At 69.7% G+C, this 22,587-nt stretch carries 15 protein-coding genes and 1 rRNA gene; 8 read left to right on the forward strand and 8 right to left on the reverse strand.

Going from position 1 to position 22,587, the window contains the following annotated elements; genetic code table 11:
• The first annotated feature begins 8 nt into the window (after positions 1-8).
• The 3 genes from OG885_RS37315 (at position 9) to OG885_RS37325 (ending at position 4,782) form a co-directional block, all read left to right on the forward strand.
• The gene (locus OG885_RS37315) at positions 9-404 is read left to right on the forward strand and encodes a DUF742 domain-containing protein (protein WP_399958505.1); all 396 of its coding nucleotides are present in this window, start codon (positions 9-11) and stop codon (positions 402-404) included.
• 138 nt (positions 405-542) lie between these two features.
• Positions 543-4,193, forward strand: a complete 3,651-nt coding sequence (locus OG885_RS37320; RefSeq protein WP_405739454.1) for a hydantoinase B/oxoprolinase family protein — start codon at positions 543-545, stop codon at positions 4,191-4,193.
• Positions 4,174-4,782 carry a GTP-binding protein gene (locus OG885_RS37325; RefSeq protein WP_399958510.1) on the forward strand — a complete coding sequence of 203 codons (609 nt, stop codon included), beginning with the start codon at positions 4,174-4,176 and terminating at the stop codon, positions 4,780-4,782. Before OG885_RS37320 ends, OG885_RS37325 begins: the two co-directional genes overlap by 20 nt.
• A 137-nt stretch (positions 4,783-4,919) precedes the next feature.
• On the opposite strand, the gene glpK is transcribed toward OG885_RS37325, so the two are convergent.
• The 5 genes from glpK to OG885_RS37350 all read right to left on the reverse strand — a co-directional run bounded on the left by glpK (position 4,920) and on the right by OG885_RS37350 (position 11,145).
• Positions 4,920-6,431 carry a glycerol kinase GlpK gene (glpK, locus tag OG885_RS37330; protein WP_405739457.1) on the reverse strand — a complete coding sequence of 504 codons (1,512 nt, stop codon included), beginning with the start codon at positions 6,429-6,431 and terminating at the stop codon, positions 4,920-4,922.
• 22 nt (positions 6,432-6,453) lie between these two features.
• The gene (locus OG885_RS37335; protein WP_399958516.1) at positions 6,454-7,179 is read right to left on the reverse strand and encodes an MIP/aquaporin family protein; all 726 of its coding nucleotides are present in this window, start codon (positions 7,177-7,179) and stop codon (positions 6,454-6,456) included.
• Between the two features lie 603 nt (positions 7,180-7,782).
• Positions 7,783-9,408, reverse strand: coding sequence for an EAL domain-containing protein (locus OG885_RS37340; protein ID WP_405739460.1), 1,626 nt, complete (start codon positions 9,406-9,408; stop codon positions 7,783-7,785).
• Positions 9,409-9,529: 121 nt separating this feature from the next.
• Positions 9,530-10,720, reverse strand: a complete 1,191-nt coding sequence (locus tag OG885_RS37345) for a lipid-transfer protein (RefSeq protein WP_405743052.1) — start codon at positions 10,718-10,720, stop codon at positions 9,530-9,532.
• A complete protein-coding gene (locus tag OG885_RS37350; RefSeq protein ID WP_405743054.1) occupies positions 10,717-11,145 on the reverse strand; it encodes a Zn-ribbon domain-containing OB-fold protein in 429 nt (142 codons plus the stop codon). Before OG885_RS37350 ends, OG885_RS37345 begins: the two co-directional genes overlap by 4 nt.
• A gap of 98 nt (positions 11,146-11,243) precedes the next feature.
• Here OG885_RS37350 and OG885_RS37355 point away from each other — a divergent pair, with 98 nt between their 5' ends.
• Entirely contained in the window at positions 11,244-12,053 is an 810-nt protein-coding gene (locus OG885_RS37355) for a M15 family metallopeptidase (protein WP_405739462.1), read from the forward strand.
• 47 nt (positions 12,054-12,100) lie between these two features.
• A complete protein-coding gene (locus OG885_RS37360) occupies positions 12,101-12,637 on the forward strand; it encodes an NUDIX domain-containing protein (RefSeq protein ID WP_405739465.1) in 537 nt (178 codons plus the stop codon).
• Between the two features lie 3 nt (positions 12,638-12,640).
• Here OG885_RS37360 and OG885_RS37365 read toward each other — a convergent pair whose 3' ends face one another.
• On the reverse strand, positions 12,641-15,007 hold the full coding sequence (locus tag OG885_RS37365) for a glycoside hydrolase family 31 protein (protein WP_405739468.1): 2,367 nt from the start codon (positions 15,005-15,007) through the stop codon (positions 12,641-12,643).
• A gap of 213 nt (positions 15,008-15,220) precedes the next feature.
• On the opposite strand from OG885_RS37365, the gene OG885_RS37370 reads away from it, so the two are divergent.
• Complete coding sequence (locus tag OG885_RS37370; protein ID WP_405739471.1) at positions 15,221-17,188, forward strand: acetoacetate--CoA ligase; 1,968 nt, start codon at positions 15,221-15,223, stop codon at positions 17,186-17,188.
• Between the two features lie 113 nt (positions 17,189-17,301).
• Complete coding sequence (locus OG885_RS37375) at positions 17,302-18,195, forward strand: hypothetical protein (protein ID WP_405739474.1); 894 nt, start codon at positions 17,302-17,304, stop codon at positions 18,193-18,195.
• Between the two features lie 71 nt (positions 18,196-18,266).
• Here the strand turns inward: OG885_RS37375 and ptsP are convergent, their stop codons facing one another.
• A complete protein-coding gene (gene ptsP / locus OG885_RS37380; protein ID WP_405739477.1) occupies positions 18,267-19,937 on the reverse strand; it encodes a phosphoenolpyruvate--protein phosphotransferase in 1,671 nt (556 codons plus the stop codon).
• Between the two features lie 79 nt (positions 19,938-20,016).
• Positions 20,017-20,466: a PTS glucose transporter subunit IIA gene (locus OG885_RS37385; protein WP_405739480.1), complete on the reverse strand. Its 450-nt coding sequence runs from the start codon at positions 20,464-20,466 to the stop codon at positions 20,017-20,019.
• 579 nt (positions 20,467-21,045) lie between these two features.
• Between OG885_RS37385 and OG885_RS37390 the strand changes: the two genes are divergently transcribed.
• A 16S ribosomal RNA gene (locus OG885_RS37390) occupies positions 21,046-22,571 on the forward strand.
• Positions 22,572-22,587: the final 16 nt, after the last annotated feature.

A 22,587-nucleotide genomic window follows, 5' to 3' on the forward strand; every position in this document is an offset into this window, starting at 1 on the left:
GGGATGACATGAGCACTGACGGTCAGGGAAGAAGTCACTGGTTCGACGACGAGGCCGGACCGGTCGTCCGTCCCTACGCCATGACGCGCGGCCGCACCACCAGTGCGGCCCAGCACCGCCTGGACCTCATCGCGGTGGTCGTCACGGAGCCCCAGGCGGACGACGCGGAACGCGACCATTCGCTGTCCCCGGAGCACGTGGACATCGTCGACCTGTGCCGTGAGACCCCACAGTCGGTCGCCGAACTGTCCTCCGAACTCGACCTGCCCATCGGCGTGGTGCGGGTGCTCATCGGCGATCTCGTGGACAGCGAGTTCGTTCATGTGAACCGGCCGGTGCCGCCCGCCGAGCTGCCGGACGAGAGCATCCTGCGGGACGTGATCAACGGCCTCAGGGCGCTGTGAGACCGCGGCCTGCCCGCGCGGAGCGGGCGGGCGCCGGACCAGCCCTCCCGATAGGATTCGACTGATCGTCGACGACCTCCGCGGGCGGCCCGCCGGCCCGCGGACACGGTGCCGAACAGCACGATCGGGGAGACGGACGTGACGACAGGCTGGCAGTTCTGGGTGGACCGGGGTGGCACCTTCACCGACATCGTCGCGCGTCGCCCGGACGGCCGACTGCTCACGCACAAGCTGCTCTCCGACAACCCCGGCCGTTACGCCGACGCGGCCGTCACCGGCGTGACCGAGCTCCTGGACGGCTCCGCGGACCCCGTGGAAGCCGTCCGCATGGGCACCACCGTCGCCACCAACGCCCTGCTGGAACGCAAGGGCGAGCGCACCCTCCTCGTCGTCACCCGCGGCTTCCGCGACGCCCTGCGCATCGCCTACCAGAACCGGCCCCGCATCTTCGCCCGCCGCATCGAACTCCCCGAACTGCTCCACGAGCGGGTGATCGAGGTCGACGAACGCATTGCCGCCGACGGCACGGTCCTGCGCGCCCCCGACCTGGACGCCCTCTCCGGGCCCCTGAGGCAGGCCTACGACGACGGGATCCGCGCGGTCGCCGTCGTCTGCATGCACAGCCACCTCCACCCCGCCCACGAACAGGCCGTCGGCAGGCTCGCCGCCCGCATCGGCTTCCCGCAGATCTCGCTGTCCAGCGAGGTCAGCCCGCTGATGAAGCTCGTCCCGCGCGGGGACACCGCCGTCGTGGACGCCTACCTCTCGCCCGTGCTGCGCCGGTACGTCGAGCGGGTCGCCGGTGAACTCGACGGCGTACGGCTGATGTTCATGCAGTCCAACGGCGGTCTCACCGAGGCCGGTCAGTTCCGCGGCAAGGACGCGATCCTGTCCGGGCCGGCCGGCGGCATCGTCGGCATGGCCCGCATGTCGCAACTCGCCGGCTTCGACCGGGTCATCGGATTCGACATGGGCGGCACCTCCACCGACGTCTCGCACTTCGCCGGCGAGTACGAACGCGTCTTCACCACCCAGCTCGCCGGAGTCCGGCTGCGCGCGCCGATGCTCGACATCCACACCGTCGCCGCCGGCGGCGGTTCGGTCCTGCGATTCGACGGCTCCCGCTACCGCGTAGGGCCGGACTCGGCGGGCGCGGACCCGGGCCCCGCCTGCTACCGCGGCGGCGGCCCGCTGGCCGTCACCGACGCCAACGTCATGCTCGGCCGCATCCAACCCGACCATTTCCCCCAGATGTTCGGCCCCGACGGCGACCAGCCCCTCGACGCGGAGCTCGTCCGCGAGCGCTTCGCCGACCTCACCCGCGAGATCCACGAGCGGACCGGCGACGACCGCACTCCCGAGCAGGTCGCCGAGGGCTACCTCCAGATCGCCGTCGCCAATATCGCCAACGCCGTGAAGCGGATCTCCGTCCAGAAGGGCCACGACGTCACCCGCTACGCGCTGACGACCTTCGGGGGCGCCGGTGGCCAGCACGCGTGCATGGTCGCCGACTCGCTGGGCATCCGCACCGTCCTCGTACCCCCCATGGCCGGGGTGCTCTCCGCTCTGGGCATCGGCCTCGCCGACACCACCGCCATGCGCGAACAGTCCGTCGAGGCTCCCCTGGAGGCCGCCTCGATGCCGGGCGTCCGCAAGACCGCCGACGACCTGGAGAGCGCCGCCCGCGCCGAACTCCTCGCCGAGGACGTCCCCGAGGACCGCGTCCGGGTCACCCGGCGGGCCCAACTGCGCTACGACGGGACCGACACCACCCTCACCGTCGAACTGACCGAGCCCACCGCCATGCGCGACGCCTTCGAGACCCGTCATCGCGCCACGTACTCCTTCAGCCTCGACCGCCCGATCGTCGTCGAAGCCCTCTCCGTGGAAGCCACCGGCATCACACAACCCCCCGATCTCTCGGCCCTCGCCCCGTACGAAGGCCGGCCCGCCGCTCCCGAGACCGTCCGCCTCCACACGGGCGGCGCCTGGCGCGACGTACCCCTCCATCGCCGCGAGGAACTGCCTCCCGGCGAGACCGTCACCGGCCCGGCGATCATCACCGAGGCCAGTGCGACGACCGTCGTCGACGACGGCTGGCAGGCCGTGGCGCGACACGACGGGCATCTGGTCATGGAACGCGTGACGGTCACGCAGAGTTCCGATCTCGACACGGAAGTCGACCCGGTCCGGCTCGAGGTCTTCAACAATCTCTTCATGTCCATCGCCGAACAGATGGGCGCCCGCCTCGAGTCCACGGCCCAGTCCGTCAACATCAAGGAACGCCTCGACTTCTCCTGCGCGCTCTTCGACCCCGACGGAAACCTGGTGGCCAACGCCCCGCACATCCCCGTCCACCTGGGCTCGATGGGCACCAGCGTCAAGGAGGTCATCCGGCGCCGCGGCACCGGGATGCGGCCGGGGGACACCTACGCCGTCAACGACCCGTACCACGGCGGCACCCACCTGCCGGACGTCACGGTGATCACCCCGGTCTTCGACGCGCCAGGCTCCGAGGACACGGAGAGTAACGGGAGGACCGGGAGGATCCTCTTCTACGTCGCCTCCCGCGGCCACCACGCCGAGATCGGCGGCATCGCCCCCGGCTCCATGCCCGCCGACAGCCGCAGCATCGAGGAGGAGGGGATCCTCTTCGACAACTGGCTCCTTGCCGAGAACGGCCGCTTCCGCGAGGAGGAGACCTTCCGCCTGCTCACCGAGGCGCGCTACCCGTCCCGCAACCCGGCGACCAACCTCGCCGACCTGCGCGCCCAGATCGCCGCCAACCAGAAGGGCGTCGACGAAGTCGCCCGCATGATCGAGAACTTCGGGCTCGACGTCGTACAGGCCTATATGCGGCACGTCCAGGACAACGCAGAGGAAGCGGTGCGCAGAGTCGTCGACTCCCTCGACGACGGCGAGTACGCCTACGAGACCGACTCGGGCGCCGTGATCCGCGTACGCGTGCGCGTGGACCGCGACGACCGCTCCGCGACCGTCGACTTCACCGGTACGTCCGCGCAGCTGGACAGCAACTTCAACGCCCCCTTCGCGGTGGTCAACGCGGCCGTCCTGTACGTCTTCCGCACCCTGGTCGCCGACGACATCCCCCTCAACGACGGCTGTCTGCGCCCCCTGAGGATCATCGTGCCGCCCGGCTCGATGCTCGCGCCCGAGCCGCCCGCCGCCGTCGTCGCGGGCAACGTGGAGACCTCGCAGGCCATCACCGGCGCCCTCTACGCGGCGCTCGGCGTCCAGGCCGAGGGCTCCGGGACCATGAACAACGTGACGTTCGGCAACGCCCGCCACCAGTACTACGAGACGGTCGCGTCCGGTTCCGGGGCGGGCGACGGCTTCCCGGGCGCACCCGTCGTGCAGACCCACATGACCAACTCGCGGCTCACCGACCCCGAGGTCCTGGAGTGGCGGCTGCCTGTCCGGCTGGACGAGTTCGCGGTCCGGCAGGGCAGTGGCGGCGCCGGACGCTGGCGCGGTGGCGACGGCGCGGTGCGCCGCATCCGGTTCCTGGAACCCATGACCGTCTCCACGCTCTCCCAACACCGCAGGCTCCCGCCGTACGGCATGGCGGGCGGCGAACCCGGCGCGCTGGGCGCCAACCGCGTGGAGCGCGCCGACGGGACGGTCACCCCACTCCTCGGCAGCGACGCGGCCGACGTCCGTCCCGACGACGTACTTGTCATCGAAACCCCCGGCGGTGGAGGCTACGGCCCACCGCCGCCCCACCCCCATCCAGCAGGAGAAGAGATCAATGATCTTCGGGCGTTCTGAGCGCGGAAAGCCCCCGGTCGAGCCCGTCACGCTCAAGATCCTCGTGGCCGGCGGCTTCGGCGTGGGCAAGACCACGCTCGTGGGCGCGGTCAGCGAGATCCGGCCGCTGCGTACCGAGGAACTGCTCACCGAGGCAGGACGCCCGGTCGACGACACGAGCGGTGTGGAGGGCAAACGCACCACCACGGTGGCCATGGACTTCGGGCGCATCACGCTCCGCGAGGACCTGGTGCTGTACCTCTTCGGTACGCCCGGCCAGGAGCGGTTCTGGTTCATGTGGGACGAGCTCTCCGAGGGCGCCCTCGGGGCCGTTGTCCTCGCCGACACGCGACGCTTGGAGGACTGTTTCGCCGCGATCGACTACTTCGAGCGGCGCTCCATACCCTTCCTCGTCGGCGTCAACTGCTTCGAGGGATCGGCCCGTTACCCCGTCGAGGACGTCCGCCAGGCTCTCGACCTCGACCAGGACGTGCCGGTCGTGCTGTGTGACGCCAGGGACCGCGAGTCGGTCAAGGAGGTCCTGATCGGCGTGGTCCGGCACGCGATGGCGTACGTGGCGGAGCGCCGGCAGGCCGCCGTCACGAGCTGACAGCCGACAGCTGACACGGGAGCGGCCCGTACCCCCGCCGACCGGGGTACGGGCCGCGTTCACGACCACACGCGCTTGGCTGGTTCTACGACCGCACGCGCGCGTGGCTGGTGCTGCGTCCTCACGCGCGCGTGCGGCTAGTTCTCCCCGTCCTCCTCCCAGCCGAAGCTCTTCTCCACGGCCTTGCGCCAGTTGTGGTACTCCCGGTCACGCGCCGACGACTCCATCGACGGCGTCCACTCGACGTCCTTCTGCCAGTGCGACTTCAGCTCGTCCAGGTCGTTCCACACCCCCGTGGCGAGCCCGGCCGCGTAGGCGGCCCCCAGGCAGGTCGTCTCGGACACCTTCGGCCGTACCACCGGCACGTCGAGGACGTCCGCCTGGTGCTGCATGAGCAGGTTGTTCTTGGTCATGCCGCCGTCCACCTTGAGGGTGGTGATGTGCACGCCCGAGTCCTGGAACATGGCGTCCACGACCTCCCGCGTCTGCCAGCTCGTCGCCTCGAGCACCGCGCGCGCGAGATGCGCCTTGGTGACGTACCGGGTGAGCCCGGTGACGACACCGCGTGCGTCGGAGCGCCAGTAGGGCGCGAACAGACCGGAGAACGCGGGCACGATGTAGGCGCCGCCGTTGTCGTCGACGCTCGCCGCCAGCGGCTCGATCTCGTCGGCGGTGCGGATGATGCCGAGCTGGTCCCGGAACCACTGGACGAGCGCGCCCGTTATGGCAATCGACCCCTCCAGGCAGTAGACCGGAGCCTCACTCCCGATCTTGTAGCCCATCGTCGTCAGCAGCCCGCTCTTCGAGGGCACCGGCCGGTTGCCGGTGTTGAGCAGCAGGAAGGAGCCCGTCCCGTACGTGTTCTTGGCCGTGCCCACGTCGTAGCAGGCCTGCCCGAACACGGCCGCCTGCTGGTCGCCCAGTGCGGACGCCACCGGCACGCCCGCGAGTTGGCCGACCGCCGTGCCGTACACCTCGGCCGAGGACCTGATCTCCGGGAGGACGGCCTCGGGGATGTTCATCGCGGAGAGGATGGACTGGTCCCACTGGAGGGTCTCCAGGTTCATCAGCATGGTGCGGCCTGCGTTGGTCACGTCGGTGACGTGCCGGCCGCCGTCCGTGCCGCCGGTGAGGTTCCAGATGAGCCAGGAGTCGATGGTGCCGAAGGCGATCTCACCGTTCTCGGCCCGCGCGCGCAGCCCCGGCACGTTGTCGAGCAGCCAGGACGCCTTCGGCCCGGAGAAGTAGGTGGCCAACGGCAGGCCGGTCTGCTCACGGAAGCGGTCCTGTCCGTCGGAGCCGCCGAGTTGATGGGTCAGCGCCGCGGTGCGCGTGTCCTGCCACACGATCGCGTTGTGCACGGGCTTGCCCGTGGCGCGGTCCCACAGGACCGTCGTCTCGCGCTGGTTGGTGATGCCGAGCGCGCTCAGCTGGTCGGCGCGCAGCCCGGCCTTGGCGAGCGCCCCGGCCACCACTGCCTGCACCTTGGACCAGATCTCGGTGGCGTCGTGCTCCACCCAGCCGGGCTTGGGGAAGATCTGCCGGTGCTCGCGCTGGTCGACGGCGACGATGGCGCCGTCCTGGTTGAAGACGATGCAGCGGCTGGAGGTGGTGCCCTGGTCGATTGCGGCGACGAACTTGTCCGTCATGACGTCCCCTTCGTCGGATCCTTCAGAAGGCTGCGTTGAAGATGAGCCCGGACAGCGCTCCGCCGATCAGCGGTCCGACCACCGGGATCCACGCGTAACCCCAGTCCGAGGTGCCCTTGTTGGGGATCGGGAGCAAGGCGTGGGTGATACGTGGGCCCAGGTCGCGGGCCGGGTTGATGGCGTAACCCGTGGGCCCGCCGAGGGACAGGCCGATGCCGGTCACGAGGAACGCGACGATCAGGATCGCGGTGCCGGACTCGCCAAGACCCTTGGTCAGGCCGAACGCCAGGATGGGCAGCACCAGACCCATCGTCGCGATGATCTCGGTGACGAGGTTCGCCACGGGATTGCGGATCGCGGGCGCCGTGGAGAAGATCCCCAGCGTCGGCTGCGCCTTGTCCTCCTCGGCGTTGGCCTGGAACTGCGCGTAGTACACCAGCCAGCACAGCACCGCGCCGAGAACGGCACCGACCATCTGCCCGGCGATGTAGATCGGCACCTTGTCCCAGTCACCGGTGTCGACGGCGATGCCGATCGTCACCGCCGGATTGAGATGGCCCCCGGACAGCGGCGCGGCGGTGTAGGCCCCGGCCAGCACGCCGAAACCCCAGCCGAACGCGATGACCACCCACCCCGCGTCCTTGGCCTTCGAGTCGTTCAGTACGACGGCGGCGACCACTCCGGCGCCGAACAGGATCAGGATCGCGGTGCCGATGATCTCACCGACGAATATGTCTCCGTTGCTCATGGCGGCTCCTAGGCCCCGGCCCGGGGTGTTCGACCCCGGTCCTCCGTGCAGGGTGCGTTTCCCATGGCGACTTCAGCCGGGGACGAGGAGGTCCCGCGCCCCGCCCGGCATCCGTGACGAGCGTGCCGTCGCAGTCGAATCACCCGTGGGGGAGCGGGCTTTGGAGCAGCCGTGCCCGCATGGCGCAGTGCGTGGATACGCCGAGAATGTACGGCGATGTCGACTGACATCGGAAGTGTTCACCGGTGTCCAGGGGGCGTCAAGGACGCGGACGGCAACGGTTGAGGGCAGGCGACTGCCGCACAGGCGGACCGGGCGGCGGTGGCCGAGGGCGGGCGACTGCCGCTCATGCGGGTCGGATGGCGATGCAAGAGGGCGGACGACAGTGGCGCAGGCCCGCCGGGCGGCAACGGTCGACGGCAGGTGACCGTCGCACAGGTGGGCCGGATGGCGCGATGGCCGAGGGCAGGCTGCCGACGGGCAGCCGGGCGGACCCGTGGTGGTGAACACAACGGCCGACGCGCAGCCGGGCGGGGCCGCAGTCGTGAAGGTTACGGCCGACGCGCGGTCGGGCCGCCGACACGGCCCTCGCGTCGGCCGGGGTCACCCCGCCGGGGCGGCGGCAGCCTGCGTACCGCGCCGGACCTCGTGTCCGGGCAGCCCCGCACGCCCGAGGACCCAGCTCGCCCCGGGCAGCGACTTCGCCGCCTTCTTGAGCGGGGCGAGCCAGGCGGCCGCCTGCCGGTGGTCCAGGACGCTGCCCGGCGCGCACACCACTGTGGCCAGGGACAACGACACCGGCCGGCCACCCGCCGACCAGGGCGCGTCCAGCACCGACGCGGCCACCGGATCCAGGCCCTCCGGATCGGCCAGGACCAGGAAGTCGTCGCCCCCGATGTGGCCCACGCGCGTGCTGTCCGACGCGGAGCGCTGCAACGCCCGTCCCACCGACCGGATCAACTCGTCGCCCGCGGCGAACCCGGCCCCGTCATTGACCTGCTTGAAGTGGTCGACGTCCAGCCAACTCAACGCGAACGCCCGCCCGTCCGCGATCCGCCGGTCCACCTCGCCCGTGATCGCGTCCGAACCGGGCAGCCGCGTCAGCGGATTGAGCCCGGCCGCCTCCTCGACCCGGGACTCGGCCAGCGCTCGCACGAGGTCGGCGAGGCGTACGACGCCCACGCACCGGCCGTACCGGTCCACGACGGCCACGTCGTCCGACGTCCGGTCCCGTCCGCCGACGGCCACCACGTCGAGGACCTCCCACGCGGTGGCGTCGACGCCCACCGTGCGGGGCGGGTCACCGAGCTTGGCGGCGGGCCGGTCGGCGTACAGGGCGTGCCCGTAACGCCCCGACATCGACAGCAGGAAGCGGGAGCGGTGCACCGACCGGACCGGCACCCCGTGAGCGTCCACGAGCAGCACCCCGGACACCTCGGGCGATCCCGTCAGAAGCGCCCGCACGTGCCCAGCCGACACGGTGGTGGGCAGCAACGCGGCGGGCCGTACGAACTGCCGTACAGACGGGCCTGATCGCTGCGGTGAGGCGGTAGCGGGGGAACGGGGCGGAACGTATACATCCGCAGCGGGGAGCCGGGCCGGCGGCGCGAACAACTCGCCCTGCGCCAGCTGCGCACCGGCCGACACCGCCGCCGCGCACTGGAGCTCCGTCTCCACCCCCTCCACCGACAACAGCGCCCCGAGCTGCTCGCACAGCGTGCGCATCGCCCGTACCGCCGCGGGCCGCGAGAGCAGGGACGCGTCGAGTTTCACCAGGTCGGGCGCCATGTCGATGAGCAGCCGCAGGGGTACGTCACCGTCCCCGACCCCGTCCGCACTGATCCGGAAACCCTGGTTCCGCAGCGCCGCCACGGCCTCCAGCAACGCCTGCTGCGGCACGTGCGTGTACGGCGGCCCGATGTCGATCGTCACCTCCCACGGCAGCCTGCCCGCCTCACGCACCGCGGTGTGCAGCGGGGTGAGCCCGCCGAGGTCGGCGAGGGTCGCCGCGAACACGTTGACGTGCAGCGGCAGCAGCGTCTCCCTGCGCGCTGCCGCGCGGACCGCCGACACCGCCAGCCTGCCGTCGAGTTCCGGATCGCGACGGGCTTCGGCGAGGACGTCGCCGGTCTCCGGGCGGGCGAGTATCTCCAGCCCCGCGACCCCGCCGGTCACCAGGTTGACCACCGGTTGGAAGGCGAAGCGGAGAGTGTCCGTCCAGGAGTGCACGGGAGCATGATGGCGCTCCTCGCGCACGCCCGAGCGCAGTTCACACACCGTTCACGCAGGATTCCCGGGCGATCACGCAGCGTACGGGAAAGCCCTTGCGGTCCTGCTGCTCCACCCGGCCTCACCGCACGGCGACCACCGCCGATCCGTGCCCGAACAGCCCCTGGTTCGCCGTGATCCCCACCCGCGCGTCGGCCACCTGCCGGTCACCCGCGGTGCCCCTCAACTGCCAGGTGAGTTCGCACACTTGGGCGATCGCCTGCGCCGGTACGGCCTCCCCGAAGGACGCCAGCCCCCCGCTCGGGTTCACGGGTATGCGCCCGCCGAGGGCCGTCGCGCCCTCCCGCAGCAGCTTCGCCCCCTCACCCTCGCCGCAGAGCCCCAGATCCTCGTACCACTGCAACTCCAGGGCGGTGGACAGGTCGTAGACCTCGGCGAGGGACAGATCCTCCGGGCCGATGCCCGCCTCCTCGAAGGCGGCCGTGGCGATCGACGCGCGGAACGTCCGGTCGGGCGGCTCCACGGCCACCGCGGAGTCGGTGGCGATGTCCGGCAGGTCAAGCACCGTGTTGGGGTACCGCGGCGTCACCGTCGACACCGCGCGGAGACGCACCGGCGCCGCCACGCCGTGCCGACGCGCGAACTCCATGCCGGACAGCACCAGCGCCGCCCCGCCGTCCGAGGTCGCGCAGATGTCCAGCAGCCGCAGCGGATCGGCGACCACCGCGGAGGCGGCGACCTCCTCGCCGGTGACCCGCTTGCGGTAGCGCGCGTACGGATTCAGCGCGCCCATCGCCGAGTTCTTCACCTTGACCTGCGCGAAGTCCTCCAACGAATCCCCGTGGACCGCCATACGCCGACGCGCGTACAGACCGAAGTACGTCGGATTGGTCGCCCCGAGCACACGGAAGCGCAGCCAGTCGGGGTCGTCGGGACGGTCCCCGCCCGCGGGCCGGAAGAACCCCTTGGGCGCCGCGTCGGCACCCACCACGAGCACCACATCCGCCAGCCCCGAAAGGATCTGCGCCCGCGCGGCGTTGACCGCCTGCGCCCCCGACGCGCACGCCGCGTACACGCTGGTCACCCTGGCTCCCTGCCAGCCCAGCGCCCTGGCGAACGTCGCCCCCGCCACGTACCCCGGATATCCGCCACGCACCGTGTCCGCGCCGACGATCGAGTCGACCTCCCGCCACTCCACTCCGGCGTCGGCGAGCGCCGCGCGGGCCGCCACAACCCCGTACTCGACGAAGCCGCGCCCCCACTTGCCCCAGGGGTGCATGCCCGCCCCCAGCACCGCCACCTCACCGGTCATGCCCTCACCCCCTTCGCCGGCCGCCACTGCCAGGTCGTCCACACCGTCTCCACGTCCTCATGGAGCACGCCAGGCACGACCTCCACCTCCATGCCCACCGCCAGATCGGCGACGGTCAGTCCAGGCACCCCCTGCCCCAGAACCACGATCCGCTCTTCTGCCAGCTCCACAGCGATCAACGCGTACGGCTCCCACGGAAGTTCCGGATCGGTCACATAGGGTGACGGAGGTCGGTACCGGCCGTCCGTGTAGGACCACACACGCCCGTGCCGCGACAGGGGGACCTCGGCCAACTCGCCGCCGGAGCACCGCGGATTACGGCAGTGCACGTCCTCGCGGGGGAAGAAGACCGAGGTGCAGGCGGAGCAGCGGGTGCCCAGCAGGCGAAACGAATCTCCCTCGCCGCCGAACCATCCCTCGACCACAGGAGTGCGTGAACGCGACAAGATTCCTCCCCGACAGCCGATCTGACGGAACGTCAGAAGTGTGTCACGGGAGACCTGAGATGGGCAGAGGCAGAGGCATGACCCGACTCTCACGCGCACTGCGCGGACTGGGCACCGCACTCGCCGCCCTGCTGACCGTGACCGCCGTCTCCACGACCGCCCGGGCGACCCCGGAACCCAAGGCGCCCTCGGACTTCGTGGCACTGAGAACCGTGGACCCCACGATCATCCAGGAGATGCGCTACTTCACCGCGCACAACTTCGTCGGCGAGCACATCGACGGCTACCGGCAGCCCCTCTGCATCCTCACCCGCCCCGCCGCCGAAGCACTCCACAAGGCCCAGGCGAAACTGCTGAGGCAGGGCTACAGCCTCAAGGTGTACGACTGCTATCGCCCCCAGCGCGCGGTCGACCACTTCGTCCGCTGGGCCGAGGACCTCGACGACCAAGCCATGAAGGGCGAGTTCTACCCGAACGTCGACAAGACCCGGCTGTTCGCCGACGGGTACATCGCGGAGAAGTCCGGCCACAGCCGCGGCTCGACCATGGACCTCACCATCGTGCGGCTCCCCGCGCTGCCCACCAGGCCCTACCACCCCGGCGAGACCCTGGTGCCCTGCTACGCGCCCCAGGACCAGCGCTTCCCCGACAACTCCGTCGACATGGGCACCGGATTCGACTGCTTCGACACCCTCGCCCACACCCTCGACCCGCGCATCCAGGGCGCACAGCGCGCCAACCGGCTGCTGCTCAAGTCGACCCTGGAAGACCTCGGCTTCGTGAACCTGGCCGAGGAATGGTGGCACTACACGTACAAGCCCGAGCCCTACCCGGACACCTACTTCGACTTCCCGGTGGCCTGGAAGTCCCTTTCAGGCAAACGCTGAGCCGCCCCCGGAAGACGCTCCTCCGATGATCGGATACAGTCCGCCGCGTGTCCGAAACTCAACACCCCACCCCCAACTCCGCGCCCGACTCACACTGTTCGAGCTGCGGAGCGCCCTTCGGAGAGGGCGTCTCCGGCTGGCCCCGCACCTGTCCCGTGTGCGCCGCCGTCGCCTACCGCAACCCGCTCCCGGTCGCGGTGGCCCTCCAGCCCGTGTACGACACCAAGGGCGCAAGCCTCGTCGTCATCACCCGAACCGTCGCCCCCGCGCGCGGGGGCATCGCACTGCCCGGCGGCTACGTCGACGACCGCGAGGACTGGCGCCAGGCCGTCGTCCGCGAGCTCAAGGAGGAGACCGGCATCGACGCGGCGAGCCGCGACGTACGCCTCGTCGACGCCATGAGCTCGCCCGACGGCCACCTCCTGCTGTTCGGGTCCCTGCCCGAGCGCCCGGCCGAGAGCCTGCCCACGTCCGCCGCGACGGACGAGACAGAAGGCTGGCACCTCCTGCGCAGGCCGGAGGAGCTCGCCTTCCCGCTGCACACACGGGCCGTAAGGTCCTGGTTCGAGGGCCGCTACGTCTGAGCCTCAGCGCTCCTCGACACCCCGCACACGCACCGGGTGAGGCGGCGCGCTCACGCCGTCCTCACCCTCCCGCTCGACGACCACCCGCCGACCCTGCCACCGGGCGACGTACCGCTCGATCTCCGGCTCGTCCCACCCGTCACCCACGTCCGGCACCACCAGCCCACCACCGGTCCGTCCCCGTGCCGGCGCCCACACCTCCAGCTCAAGGCCGCCGTCCTCCCCCCGAACGGGCAGGACGGCACCCGCGCGCGCGAGCACCGGAATCCGCGACAAAGGGGCGTCCACCAGAATCTGCCCCGGCCCGTCGTACGCCCGACCCGTGGCCGTGTCGTACCAGCGGCCCCGCGGCAGCTGCACCGCCCGCCGGTCCGCACCCGGGTCGAGCACCGGCGCCACCAGCAGGCAGTCACCCAGCAAGAAGGCGTCCTCACAGTCGCGCAGCGCCCGGTCCTCCGGTATGCCCCACCACAACGGCCGTACATAGGGCGTCCCGGTGCGCCGCGCCAGATGCGCCAGCGTCATGAAGTACGGCAGCAGCCGCCGACGCTCCAGGAGCGCCACGCGCGCGTGCTCCAACACCTCGGGACCGAACTCCCACGGCTCCCTGCGGCCGGCCCGCAGACTCGCGTGCGTGCGGAACAGCGGCAGGTACGCGCCCAGTTGGAACCAGCGCAGATACAGCTCCGGTGACGGACTCCCGTCGAAGCCGCCCACGTCCGGACCCGAGTACGGCACCCCGCACAGCCCCAGACCCATGACCAGCGCCAGCGACGCCCGCAACCCGGGCCAGCCCGTGGCCACATCACCGGACCACGTGCCCCCGTAGCGCTGGAGGCCGGCCCACCCGGACCGCGAGAAGACGAACGGCCGCTCCCGCGGGGCCGACTCCCGCACGCCCTCGTACGCGGCCCGTGCCATGCACAGGCCGTAGACGTTGTGCGCCTCACGATGGTCGCCGCCGCGCCCCTCCAGCGCGTGCCGGGCCGAACGCGGCAACGTCGGCTCCCCGAACGCCGTGAACGAGGTGGGCTCGTTCATGTCGTGCCAGAACCCCGCGAAACCCTGCGCGAGCCGCTCTTTGTAGAGGCCACCCCACCACTCCCGCACGCGCGCGTGCGTGAAGTCCGGGAAGACCGACTCCCCGGCCCATGCCTCACCCCGCACCAGCTGCCCCGCCGCGTCCCGGACGAACGCGTCCACGACCGTGCCGGACTCGTACACGGCGTTGCCCGGCTCGGCCCGCACCGCCGGATCCACGATCGAGACCAGCCGCACCCCGTCCCGACGCAGATCCTCGGCGAGCTGCGGCAGCTTCGGGAAACGCTCCTGGTCGACCGTGAACACCTGATGCTCGTCGTAGTGGTCGATGTCTAGATGAACGGCGTCCAGTGGCAGGTCGCGTTCCTGATACCCCGCGACGATCCGCCGCACCTCCTGCTCACTCCCGAACCCCCACCGCGCGTGCTGGTGGCCCAGCGCCCAGGCCGGAGGCAGCGCCGGCGCACCCGTCAGGGAAGCCCAGGCGAGCAGCACGCGCGCGGGCGTACCGACCATCACCCAGCAACGCAGGGGACCGCCGCTCATCCGCAGTTCGCTGGCCCCGGGCCGGTCATGTCCCGAACCGGCCCCCTCCTCGCCCTCGCGCAACGTCACCGTGCCGTCCCACGAGGTGTCGTGGAACACCAGATGCGTCCCTGCGTCGGCCACCACCAGCTGCACCGGCATCGTGAGGTACAGCGGATCGTCGCCGGGACCGAAGGCCCGACCGGGGTCGGTGTTCCAGAGCCGGTACGTGCCACCGCGCAGCCGTGGCCCCGACGCCCGCCCGCCCAGACCGAAGAAACGCGCGTCCGCGGACACCTCCGACCGCTGCATCCAACGCCCCGCACCCCCACCGACCGGCTCCCACCAGCGCGGCGGCAGATCCCGCCGCAAGGTCACACCACCGGGCGTCTGCACCTCCACCGCCCCGTGACGGGAGACCACGACCGTCGCCCGCTCGGCGACCACGCGCCAGCCACCGTCCTTGTCGGGCTCCAGCACCGCCCGCGGATCCGGCTCCGGACACCGGCCCGCCAGCGCGTACGACGGCTCGGGACCGGCCCCGTCCCACCCCCAGAACACGGCCCCGTTCACGGCCACCGTGATCCGCAGCTCGGAACGACTGAACCGGACCACACCACCCCCCGGCCCCGGCTCCGCTTCCAGCACCGGACCCGGCACCCGCGCACGCTCCGCACCACGCGTCGGCAGCCCCGCGGCATCGGCACGCCGGGTACGCCAAGCCGCACGCACGGTACGCAACCTCTGGGCCGCCCCCGCCGAACCGACCGCCTTCATCGAACGCACCAGGTCACGACCGTTCATGCTGTTCACCCTGCCACTGAGCGCCCCACGCGCGCGTGTCGTTCAACTTCCGTTCACCCGTGCCGGGACCACATCTTCACGACACGGACTATGTGGGGCGCACCCTGGTGCAGAAGTCGATCACATGGCATCGTCCGTGTCATCCGCGTCACGCGCACACCCCCGCCCGTGCGCGGACGACGCACACGACGCGCACAGTCCGGGAGCCGCCCCATGTCGACCGTGAACCCTCAGCCGCTCTGGCAGCCCGATCCGGAACGTATCGCACGGGCACAGGTCACCAGGTTCCAGGCCTGGGCCGCCGAACACCACGGCGCCCCCTCCGAGGGCGGCTATCCCGCGCTGCACCGCTGGTCCGTCGACGAGCTGGACACCTTCTGGAAAGCCGTCACGGAATGGTTCGACGTACGGTTCTCCACCCCCTACGCGTGCGTACTCGGCGACCGCTCGATGCCCGGCGCCCAGTGGTTCCCCGGCGCGACCCTCAACTACGCCGAGCACGCCCTGCGTGCGGCCACCACCCGCGCGGACGAACCGGCGCTCCTGTATGTCGACGAAACCCACGAACCAGTCCCCGTCACCTGGTCCGCCCTACGCCGCCAGGTCGGCTCCCTCGCCGCCGAACTCCGCGCCCTCGGCGTACGCCCCGGCGACCGGGTCAGCGGCTACCTCCCCAACATCCCGCAGGCCGTCGTCGCCCTCCTCGCCACGGCGGCGGTGGGCGGCGTCTGGACGTCCTGCGCCCCCGACTTCGGCGCCCGTAGCGTCCTCGACCGCTTCCAGCAGGTCGAACCCGTCGTCCTGTTCACCGTCGACGGCTACCGCTACGGCGGCAAGGAACACGACCGACGCGACATCGTGGCCGAACTCCGCCGCGAACTGCCCACCCTGCGAGCCGTCGTCCACATCCCGCTCCTCGGCACCGAGGCCCCCGAAGGCGCCCTCGACTGGACCGCCCTGACCAGCGCCGACGTGGAACCCGTCTTCGAACCGGTGCCCTTCGACCACCCCTTGTGGGTGCTCTACTCCTCCGGCACGACCGGCCTGCCGAAGGCCATCGTCCAGTCCCAGGGCGGCATCCTCGTCGAACACCTGAAGCAGCTCGGCCTGCACTGCGACCTCGGGCCCGAGGACCGCTTCTTCTGGTACACCTCGACCGGCTGGATGATGTGGAACTTCCTCGTCTCCGGCCTGCTCACCGGAACGACGATCGTCCTCTACGACGGCAGCCCCGGCTACCCGGACACCGGCGCGCAATGGCGGATCGCCGAACGCACGGGCGCCACGCTCTACGGCACCTCGGCCGCGTACGTCATGGCCTGCCGCAAGGCAGGCGTCCACCCCGGCCGCGACTTCGACCTCTCCAAGGTGCAGTGCGTGGCCACCACCGGCTCGCCACTGCCTCCCGACGGATTCCGCTGGCTGCACGACGAGGTCCGCGACGACCTGTGGATCGCCTCCGTCAGCGGCGGCACCGACGTCTGCTCCTGCTTCGCCGGAGCCGTCCCCACCCTCCCCGTCCACATCGGCGAACTCCAGGCAGCAGGCCTCGGCACCGACCTCCAGTCCTGGGACCCCAGCGGCGCCCCCCTCACCGACGAGGTCGGCGAACTCGTGGTCACCAACCCCATGCCGTCCATGCCCATCCACTTCTGGAACGACCCCGACGGCAGCCGCTATCACGACAGCTACTTCGACACCTACCCCGGCGTGTGGCGCCACGGCGACTGGATCACCATCACCTCCCGCGGCTCCGTCGTCATCCACGGCCGCTCCGACTCGACGCTCAACCGCCAAGGCGTACGCATGGGATCGGCCGACATCTACGAAGCCGTCGAACGCCTCCCGGAGATCAAGGAATCCCTCGTCATCGGCATCGAACAGCCCGACGGCGGCTACTGGATGCCCCTGTTCGTCCACCTGACCCCCGGCACCGCCCTCGACGAGGCCCTGCTCGGCCGCATCAGACAGACCATCCGCGAACAGCTCTCACCACGCCACGTCCCCGACGAGATCATCGAAGTGCCCGGCATCCCGCACACCCTCACCGGCAAGCGCATCGAGGTCCCCGTCAAGCGCCTCCTCCAGGGCACCCCCCTCGACAAGGCCGTCAACCCGGGCTCCATCGACAACCTCGACCTGCTCCACTTCTATGAGGACCTGGCCCGCAAACGCGCCTGACCCGATGCCGCCGCCGTCACCGCATGCCGACGGCGGCATCCCCAGCCCACCCCCGTTGTCAGTGCCGCCGGTTACTGTGAGTGAGCATTGATCGACTGTGCACAGGGGGAAAAATGGCGCACACAGACCACCAGACCATGCGACGCGTCCTGCGCCGCGAAATCGCCGGCACCATCGGCCTGCTCACCGACGAACACGACTTCCGGGCCATGCGGCGCTACCGAAGCTTCACCTTCGACGACCACACCCGCTATCTCCAACAGGTGGAAGCGCTCCTCCGCACCCGCGCCTCCCAGGGCAGCCACACCACAGTCGCCCTCTTCGACCCCGAGGAGTACGCCGACTTCTGCGCGGACACGGGCCTCGACCCCGACATCGCGTCCAGCCGCACCCGCTTCACCGCCGAACTCGCCGCCACGGGCCCGACCGTCCCGTACGACGGCCGCCCCTTGACCGACCTCGTCCCGGACCTGATCGACGAGGCGGTCCGCCAGGCCACCTGGGAGTACGCGTCGACACTCCTGGCCCGCCTCGGCGCCTGCGCCTCCTGCGGCGAGGACATCGGCCGAGCAGCCTTCACCTGGGCCTCCGGCCTCCTCGCCCGGATCCTCGACACCGCCCCACGGGGCAACCACCATCTCGTCTGCAGTGTGTCGGGAGCGCCGGAAACACTCGTCTCCGTCCTCCACGCGGACATGGACGCCGACGGAGCCACCCGGCTGGACGAGGCCGAAGCCCTCGAATTCACCACCGTCCTGGCCCTCGGTCTCGCGACCCAGAGCCCCGGCGGCCTCGTCATGCGCACCAGCGCACCCGGCACCACCGACCGGGTCTACGGCTGGCGCCTGCGCGGCGAAGGCCTGGAGCCCCTCACCGCAGGCGAGGTGTTCGACGCCTACTGCACCGACATCGAATCCGGCGACCTCATCTCGCCGGAGTCCGACGTCGACTACTGCGTACCGCCCGACCTCGGACCGGCGGGCCCGAAGCCAGGACACCGTCACTGAACGGGAGAGGGGCGCCCCACCCGAAGGTGGAGCGCCCCTCCCAGATCAACGACGCGCGATCGGCCGCCTGACTACTCGCCGGACAGCACCGCCTGGGCGGCGTTGCGCGCCTCATCGGCACTGTCCGCCGCCCGCGCGGCAGCAGCGGCACGCTCGCACTGCGCCAGCGTGTACTTCGCCAGCGTCGCCCGTACATAAGGAATCGACGCCGCACCCATGGAAAGGGAGGTGACACCCAGACCGGTCAGCACACACGCGAGCAGCGGGTCGGACGCGGCCTCACCACACACACCACAGCTCTTGCCCTCGGCCTTCGCCGCCTCCGCGGACAGCGCCACGAGGTCGAGCAGTGCGGGCTGCCACGGATCCTGCAGCCGGGACACCGCACCTACCTGGCGGTCCGCGGCGAAGGTGTACTGCGCGAGGTCGTTGGTCCCCAGCGACAGGAACTCGACCTCCTGCAGAATCGAGCGCGCCCGCAGCGCGGCCGACGGGATCTCCACCATCGCGCCGAACTTCGCCCGCAGCCCGGCTTCACGACAGGCGTCGGCGAACGCCTTGGCATCCGTACGGTCCGCCACCATCGGGGCCATGACCTCAAGGTAGACAGGCAGCCCCTCAGCGGCCTTCGCCAAGGCCGTCAGCTGGGTGCGCAACACCTCGGGATGGTCGAGGAGCGAACGCAGACCACGCACACCCAGCGCCGGGTTCGGCTCGTCGCCTGGCGTCAGGAAGTCCAGCGGCTTGTCCGCGCCCGCGTCCAGCACACGGACGACGACACGACCCTCGGGGAAGGCCTCCAGCACCTGCCGGTAGGCCTCGACCTGCTTCTCCTCCGACGGGGCGTTCTTGCTGTCGTCCAGGAAAAGGAACTCGGTACGGAACAGCCCGACGCCCTCGGCACCGGCCTCGACGGCGGCCGGCACGTCCGCGGGACCACCGACGTTGGCCAGCAACGGCACCTTGTGACCGTCCGCCGTGACCCCGGGCCCGGTCGACGCCGCGAGAGCCGCCTTGCGCTCGGCGGCGGCGGCCTCCAACTGCGCCTTCTTCTCCTCGGTCGGCTCCACGAAGATGTCGCCGGTGCTGCCGTCGACAGCGATCACGGTGCCTTCGGCCAGCTCACCGGCGCCCGGCAGAGCGACAACAGCCGGGACACCGAGCGCCCGCGCCAGAATCGCGCTGTGACTGGTCGGCCCGCCCTCCTCGGTCACAAAGCCGAGAACGAGAGTCGGGTCCAGCAGCGCCGTGTCGGCGGGCGCGAGATCACGCGCCACCAGGACATAGGGCTCGTCACTGTCCGGGACACCCGGCATGGGCACCCCGAGCAGACGAGCGACGATACGATTCCGCACGTCGTCGAGGTCGGCGACCCGGCCGGCGAGGTACTCGCCGGCACCCGCAAGCAGCTCGCGGTACGCGGCGAAGGCGTCGTACACCGCACGCTCGGCCGTGCTGCCGACGGCGATACGCCGGTCGACGTCCGCCATCAGCTCCGGGTCCTGGGCCATCAGGGCCTGTGCCTCGAGCACGGCCTGAGCCTCACCACCGGCCAGATTGCCGCGCGCCATCAGGTCGGCGGCCACAGCTTCCACGGCCTTGCGGGCGCGCCCCTGTTCACGCTCCGCGTCCTCCGCCGGAATCTGCTTGGCCGGCGGCTCGAGGACCGCCGTTCCCATGTGCCGAACCTCGCCGATCGCCACACCGTGGCTCACGCCGACGCCTCGCAGCGTTGCTTCCATCTCACCCGTCTCCGATAGTGCGGCGGGTCCCGCCGCCGCGGTGGTTGCCACTACTTGCCGTCATACGACGGAGCTGACGTCACTTCCAGGCGAAGAGGCTGTCGCCGGCCTTCACGTCGCCGTCGTCCCGCAGCTCGGAGAGGGCCTCGGCCGTGGCTTCGAGCGCCACGATCGGGCAGACCGGCGACTTGCCGGCGGCCTCCACGGCAGCCGGGTTCCAGCGCACGATGCTCTGACCGCGCGTCACGGTGTCGCCCTTGTTCACGAGCAGCTCGAAGCCTTCGCCGTTGAGCTGCACGGTGTCGATACCAAGGTGGGTGAGCACGCCGTGTCCCTCGTCGTCGACGACGACGAAGGCGTGCGGGTGGAGCGAGACGATGACTCCGTCGACGGGGGCGACAGCCTCGGAAGGCTCACGCACGGGGTCGATCGCCGTGCCCGGGCCGACCATGGCCCCGGAGAAGACCGGATCGGGCACGGAAGCCAGTCCGATGGCGCGTCCTGCAAGAGGGGACGTCACGGTGGTCATGGGAAGCCTCCCAGGGGTGGAGATCTGTATGGGCCGTCACTGCCTGTACCGGACGGCGCACTGTTCAGCAGGGTATGTCATATGAAGTACGGGTTCCGTGTGGGAGCCCGGCACCCGCTGCACCGTCGGCGACTGGTGGTCTAGACCATAGCCCAAATCGATTTGCACGCGCTCCGAAGCCCCGTGTACAGTCGTACTCCTGCCCGGGGTTGAGCGACGTCACCAAGCGTCCTTGCCTGGCAGCAACCAACTTGTCAGATCCTATCTCTGGGTCTCCTTCTGCATGCCTGCGGGAGGGTGGTCAGAGGGCCGGAAAAACACTGATAGAGTTTGGAACACCGAAGGGAAGCCCGGAGGAAAGCCTGAGAGAGTCTCTCGGGTGAGTACAAAGGAAGCGTCCGTTCCTTGAGAACTCAACAGCGTGCCAAAAATCAACGCCAGATTAGTTGATACCCCGTCTCCAGCCATTGGGTTGGGACGAGGTTCCTTTGAAATAACACAGCGAGGACGCTGTGAACCACCGGATTATTCCTCCGGTGGTTCCGCTCTCGTGCGTGTCGACCGGATTACCGGTAAACATTCACGGAGAGTTTGATCCTGGCTCAGGACGAACGCTGGCGGCGTGCTTAACACATGCAAGTCGAACGATGAACCACTTCGGTGGGGATTAGTGGCGAACGGGTGAGTAACACGTGGGCAATCTGCCCTTCACTCTGGGACAAGCCCTGGAAACGGGGTCTAATACCGGATACCACTACCGCAGGCATCTGTGGTGGTTGAAAGCTCCGGCGGTGAAGGATGAGCCCGCGGCCTATCAGCTTGTTGGTGAGGTAATGGCTCACCAAGGCGACGACGGGTAGCCGGCCTGAGAGGGCGACCGGCCACACTGGGACTGAGACACGGCCCAGACTCCTACGGGAGGCAGCAGTGGGGAATATTGCACAATGGGCGAAAGCCTGATGCAGCGACGCCGCGTGAGGGATGACGGCCTTCGGGTTGTAAACCTCTTTCAGCAGGGAAGAAGCGAAAGTGACGGTACCTGCAGAAGAAGCGCCGGCTAACTACGTGCCAGCAGCCGCGGTAATACGTAGGGCGCAAGCGTTGTCCGGAATTATTGGGCGTAAAGAGCTCGTAGGCGGCTTGTCACGTCGGGTGTGAAAGCCCGGGGCTTAACCCCGGGTCTGCATTCGATACGGGCTAGCTAGAGTGTGGTAGGGGAGATCGGAATTCCTGGTGTAGCGGTGAAATGCGCAGATATCAGGAGGAACACCGGTGGCGAAGGCGGATCTCTGGGCCATTACTGACGCTGAGGAGCGAAAGCGTGGGGAGCGAACAGGATTAGATACCCTGGTAGTCCACGCCGTAAACGGTGGGAACTAGGTGTTGGCGACATTCCACGTCGTCGGTGCCGCAGCTAACGCATTAAGTTCCCCGCCTGGGGAGTACGGCCGCAAGGCTAAAACTCAAAGGAATTGACGGGGGCCCGCACAAGCAGCGGAGCATGTGGCTTAATTCGACGCAACGCGAAGAACCTTACCAAGGCTTGACATACACCGGAAAGCATTAGAGATAGTGCCCCCCTTGTGGTCGGTGTACAGGTGGTGCATGGCTGTCGTCAGCTCGTGTCGTGAGATGTTGGGTTAAGTCCCGCAACGAGCGCAACCCTTGTCCTGTGTTGCCAGCATGCCCTTCGGGGTGATGGGGACTCACAGGAGACCGCCGGGGTCAACTCGGAGGAAGGTGGGGACGACGTCAAGTCATCATGCCCCTTATGTCTTGGGCTGCACACGTGCTACAATGGCAGGTACAATGAGCTGCGAAACCGTGAGGTGGAGCGAATCTCAAAAAGCCTGTCTCAGTTCGGATTGGGGTCTGCAACTCGACCCCATGAAGTCGGAGTTGCTAGTAATCGCAGATCAGCATTGCTGCGGTGAATACGTTCCCGGGCCTTGTACACACCGCCCGTCACGTCACGAAAGTCGGTAACACCCGAAGCCGGTGGCCCAACCCCTTGTGGGAGGGAGCTGTCGAAGGTGGGACCAGCGATTGGGACGAAGTCGTAACAAGGTAGCCGTACCGGAAGGTGCGGCTGGATCACCTCCTTTCTAAGGAGCACTTCTA

It is taken from the genome of Streptomyces sp. NBC_00028, from assembly GCF_045041065.1.
Lineage (GTDB): Bacteria > Actinomycetota > Actinomycetes > Streptomycetales > Streptomycetaceae > Streptomyces.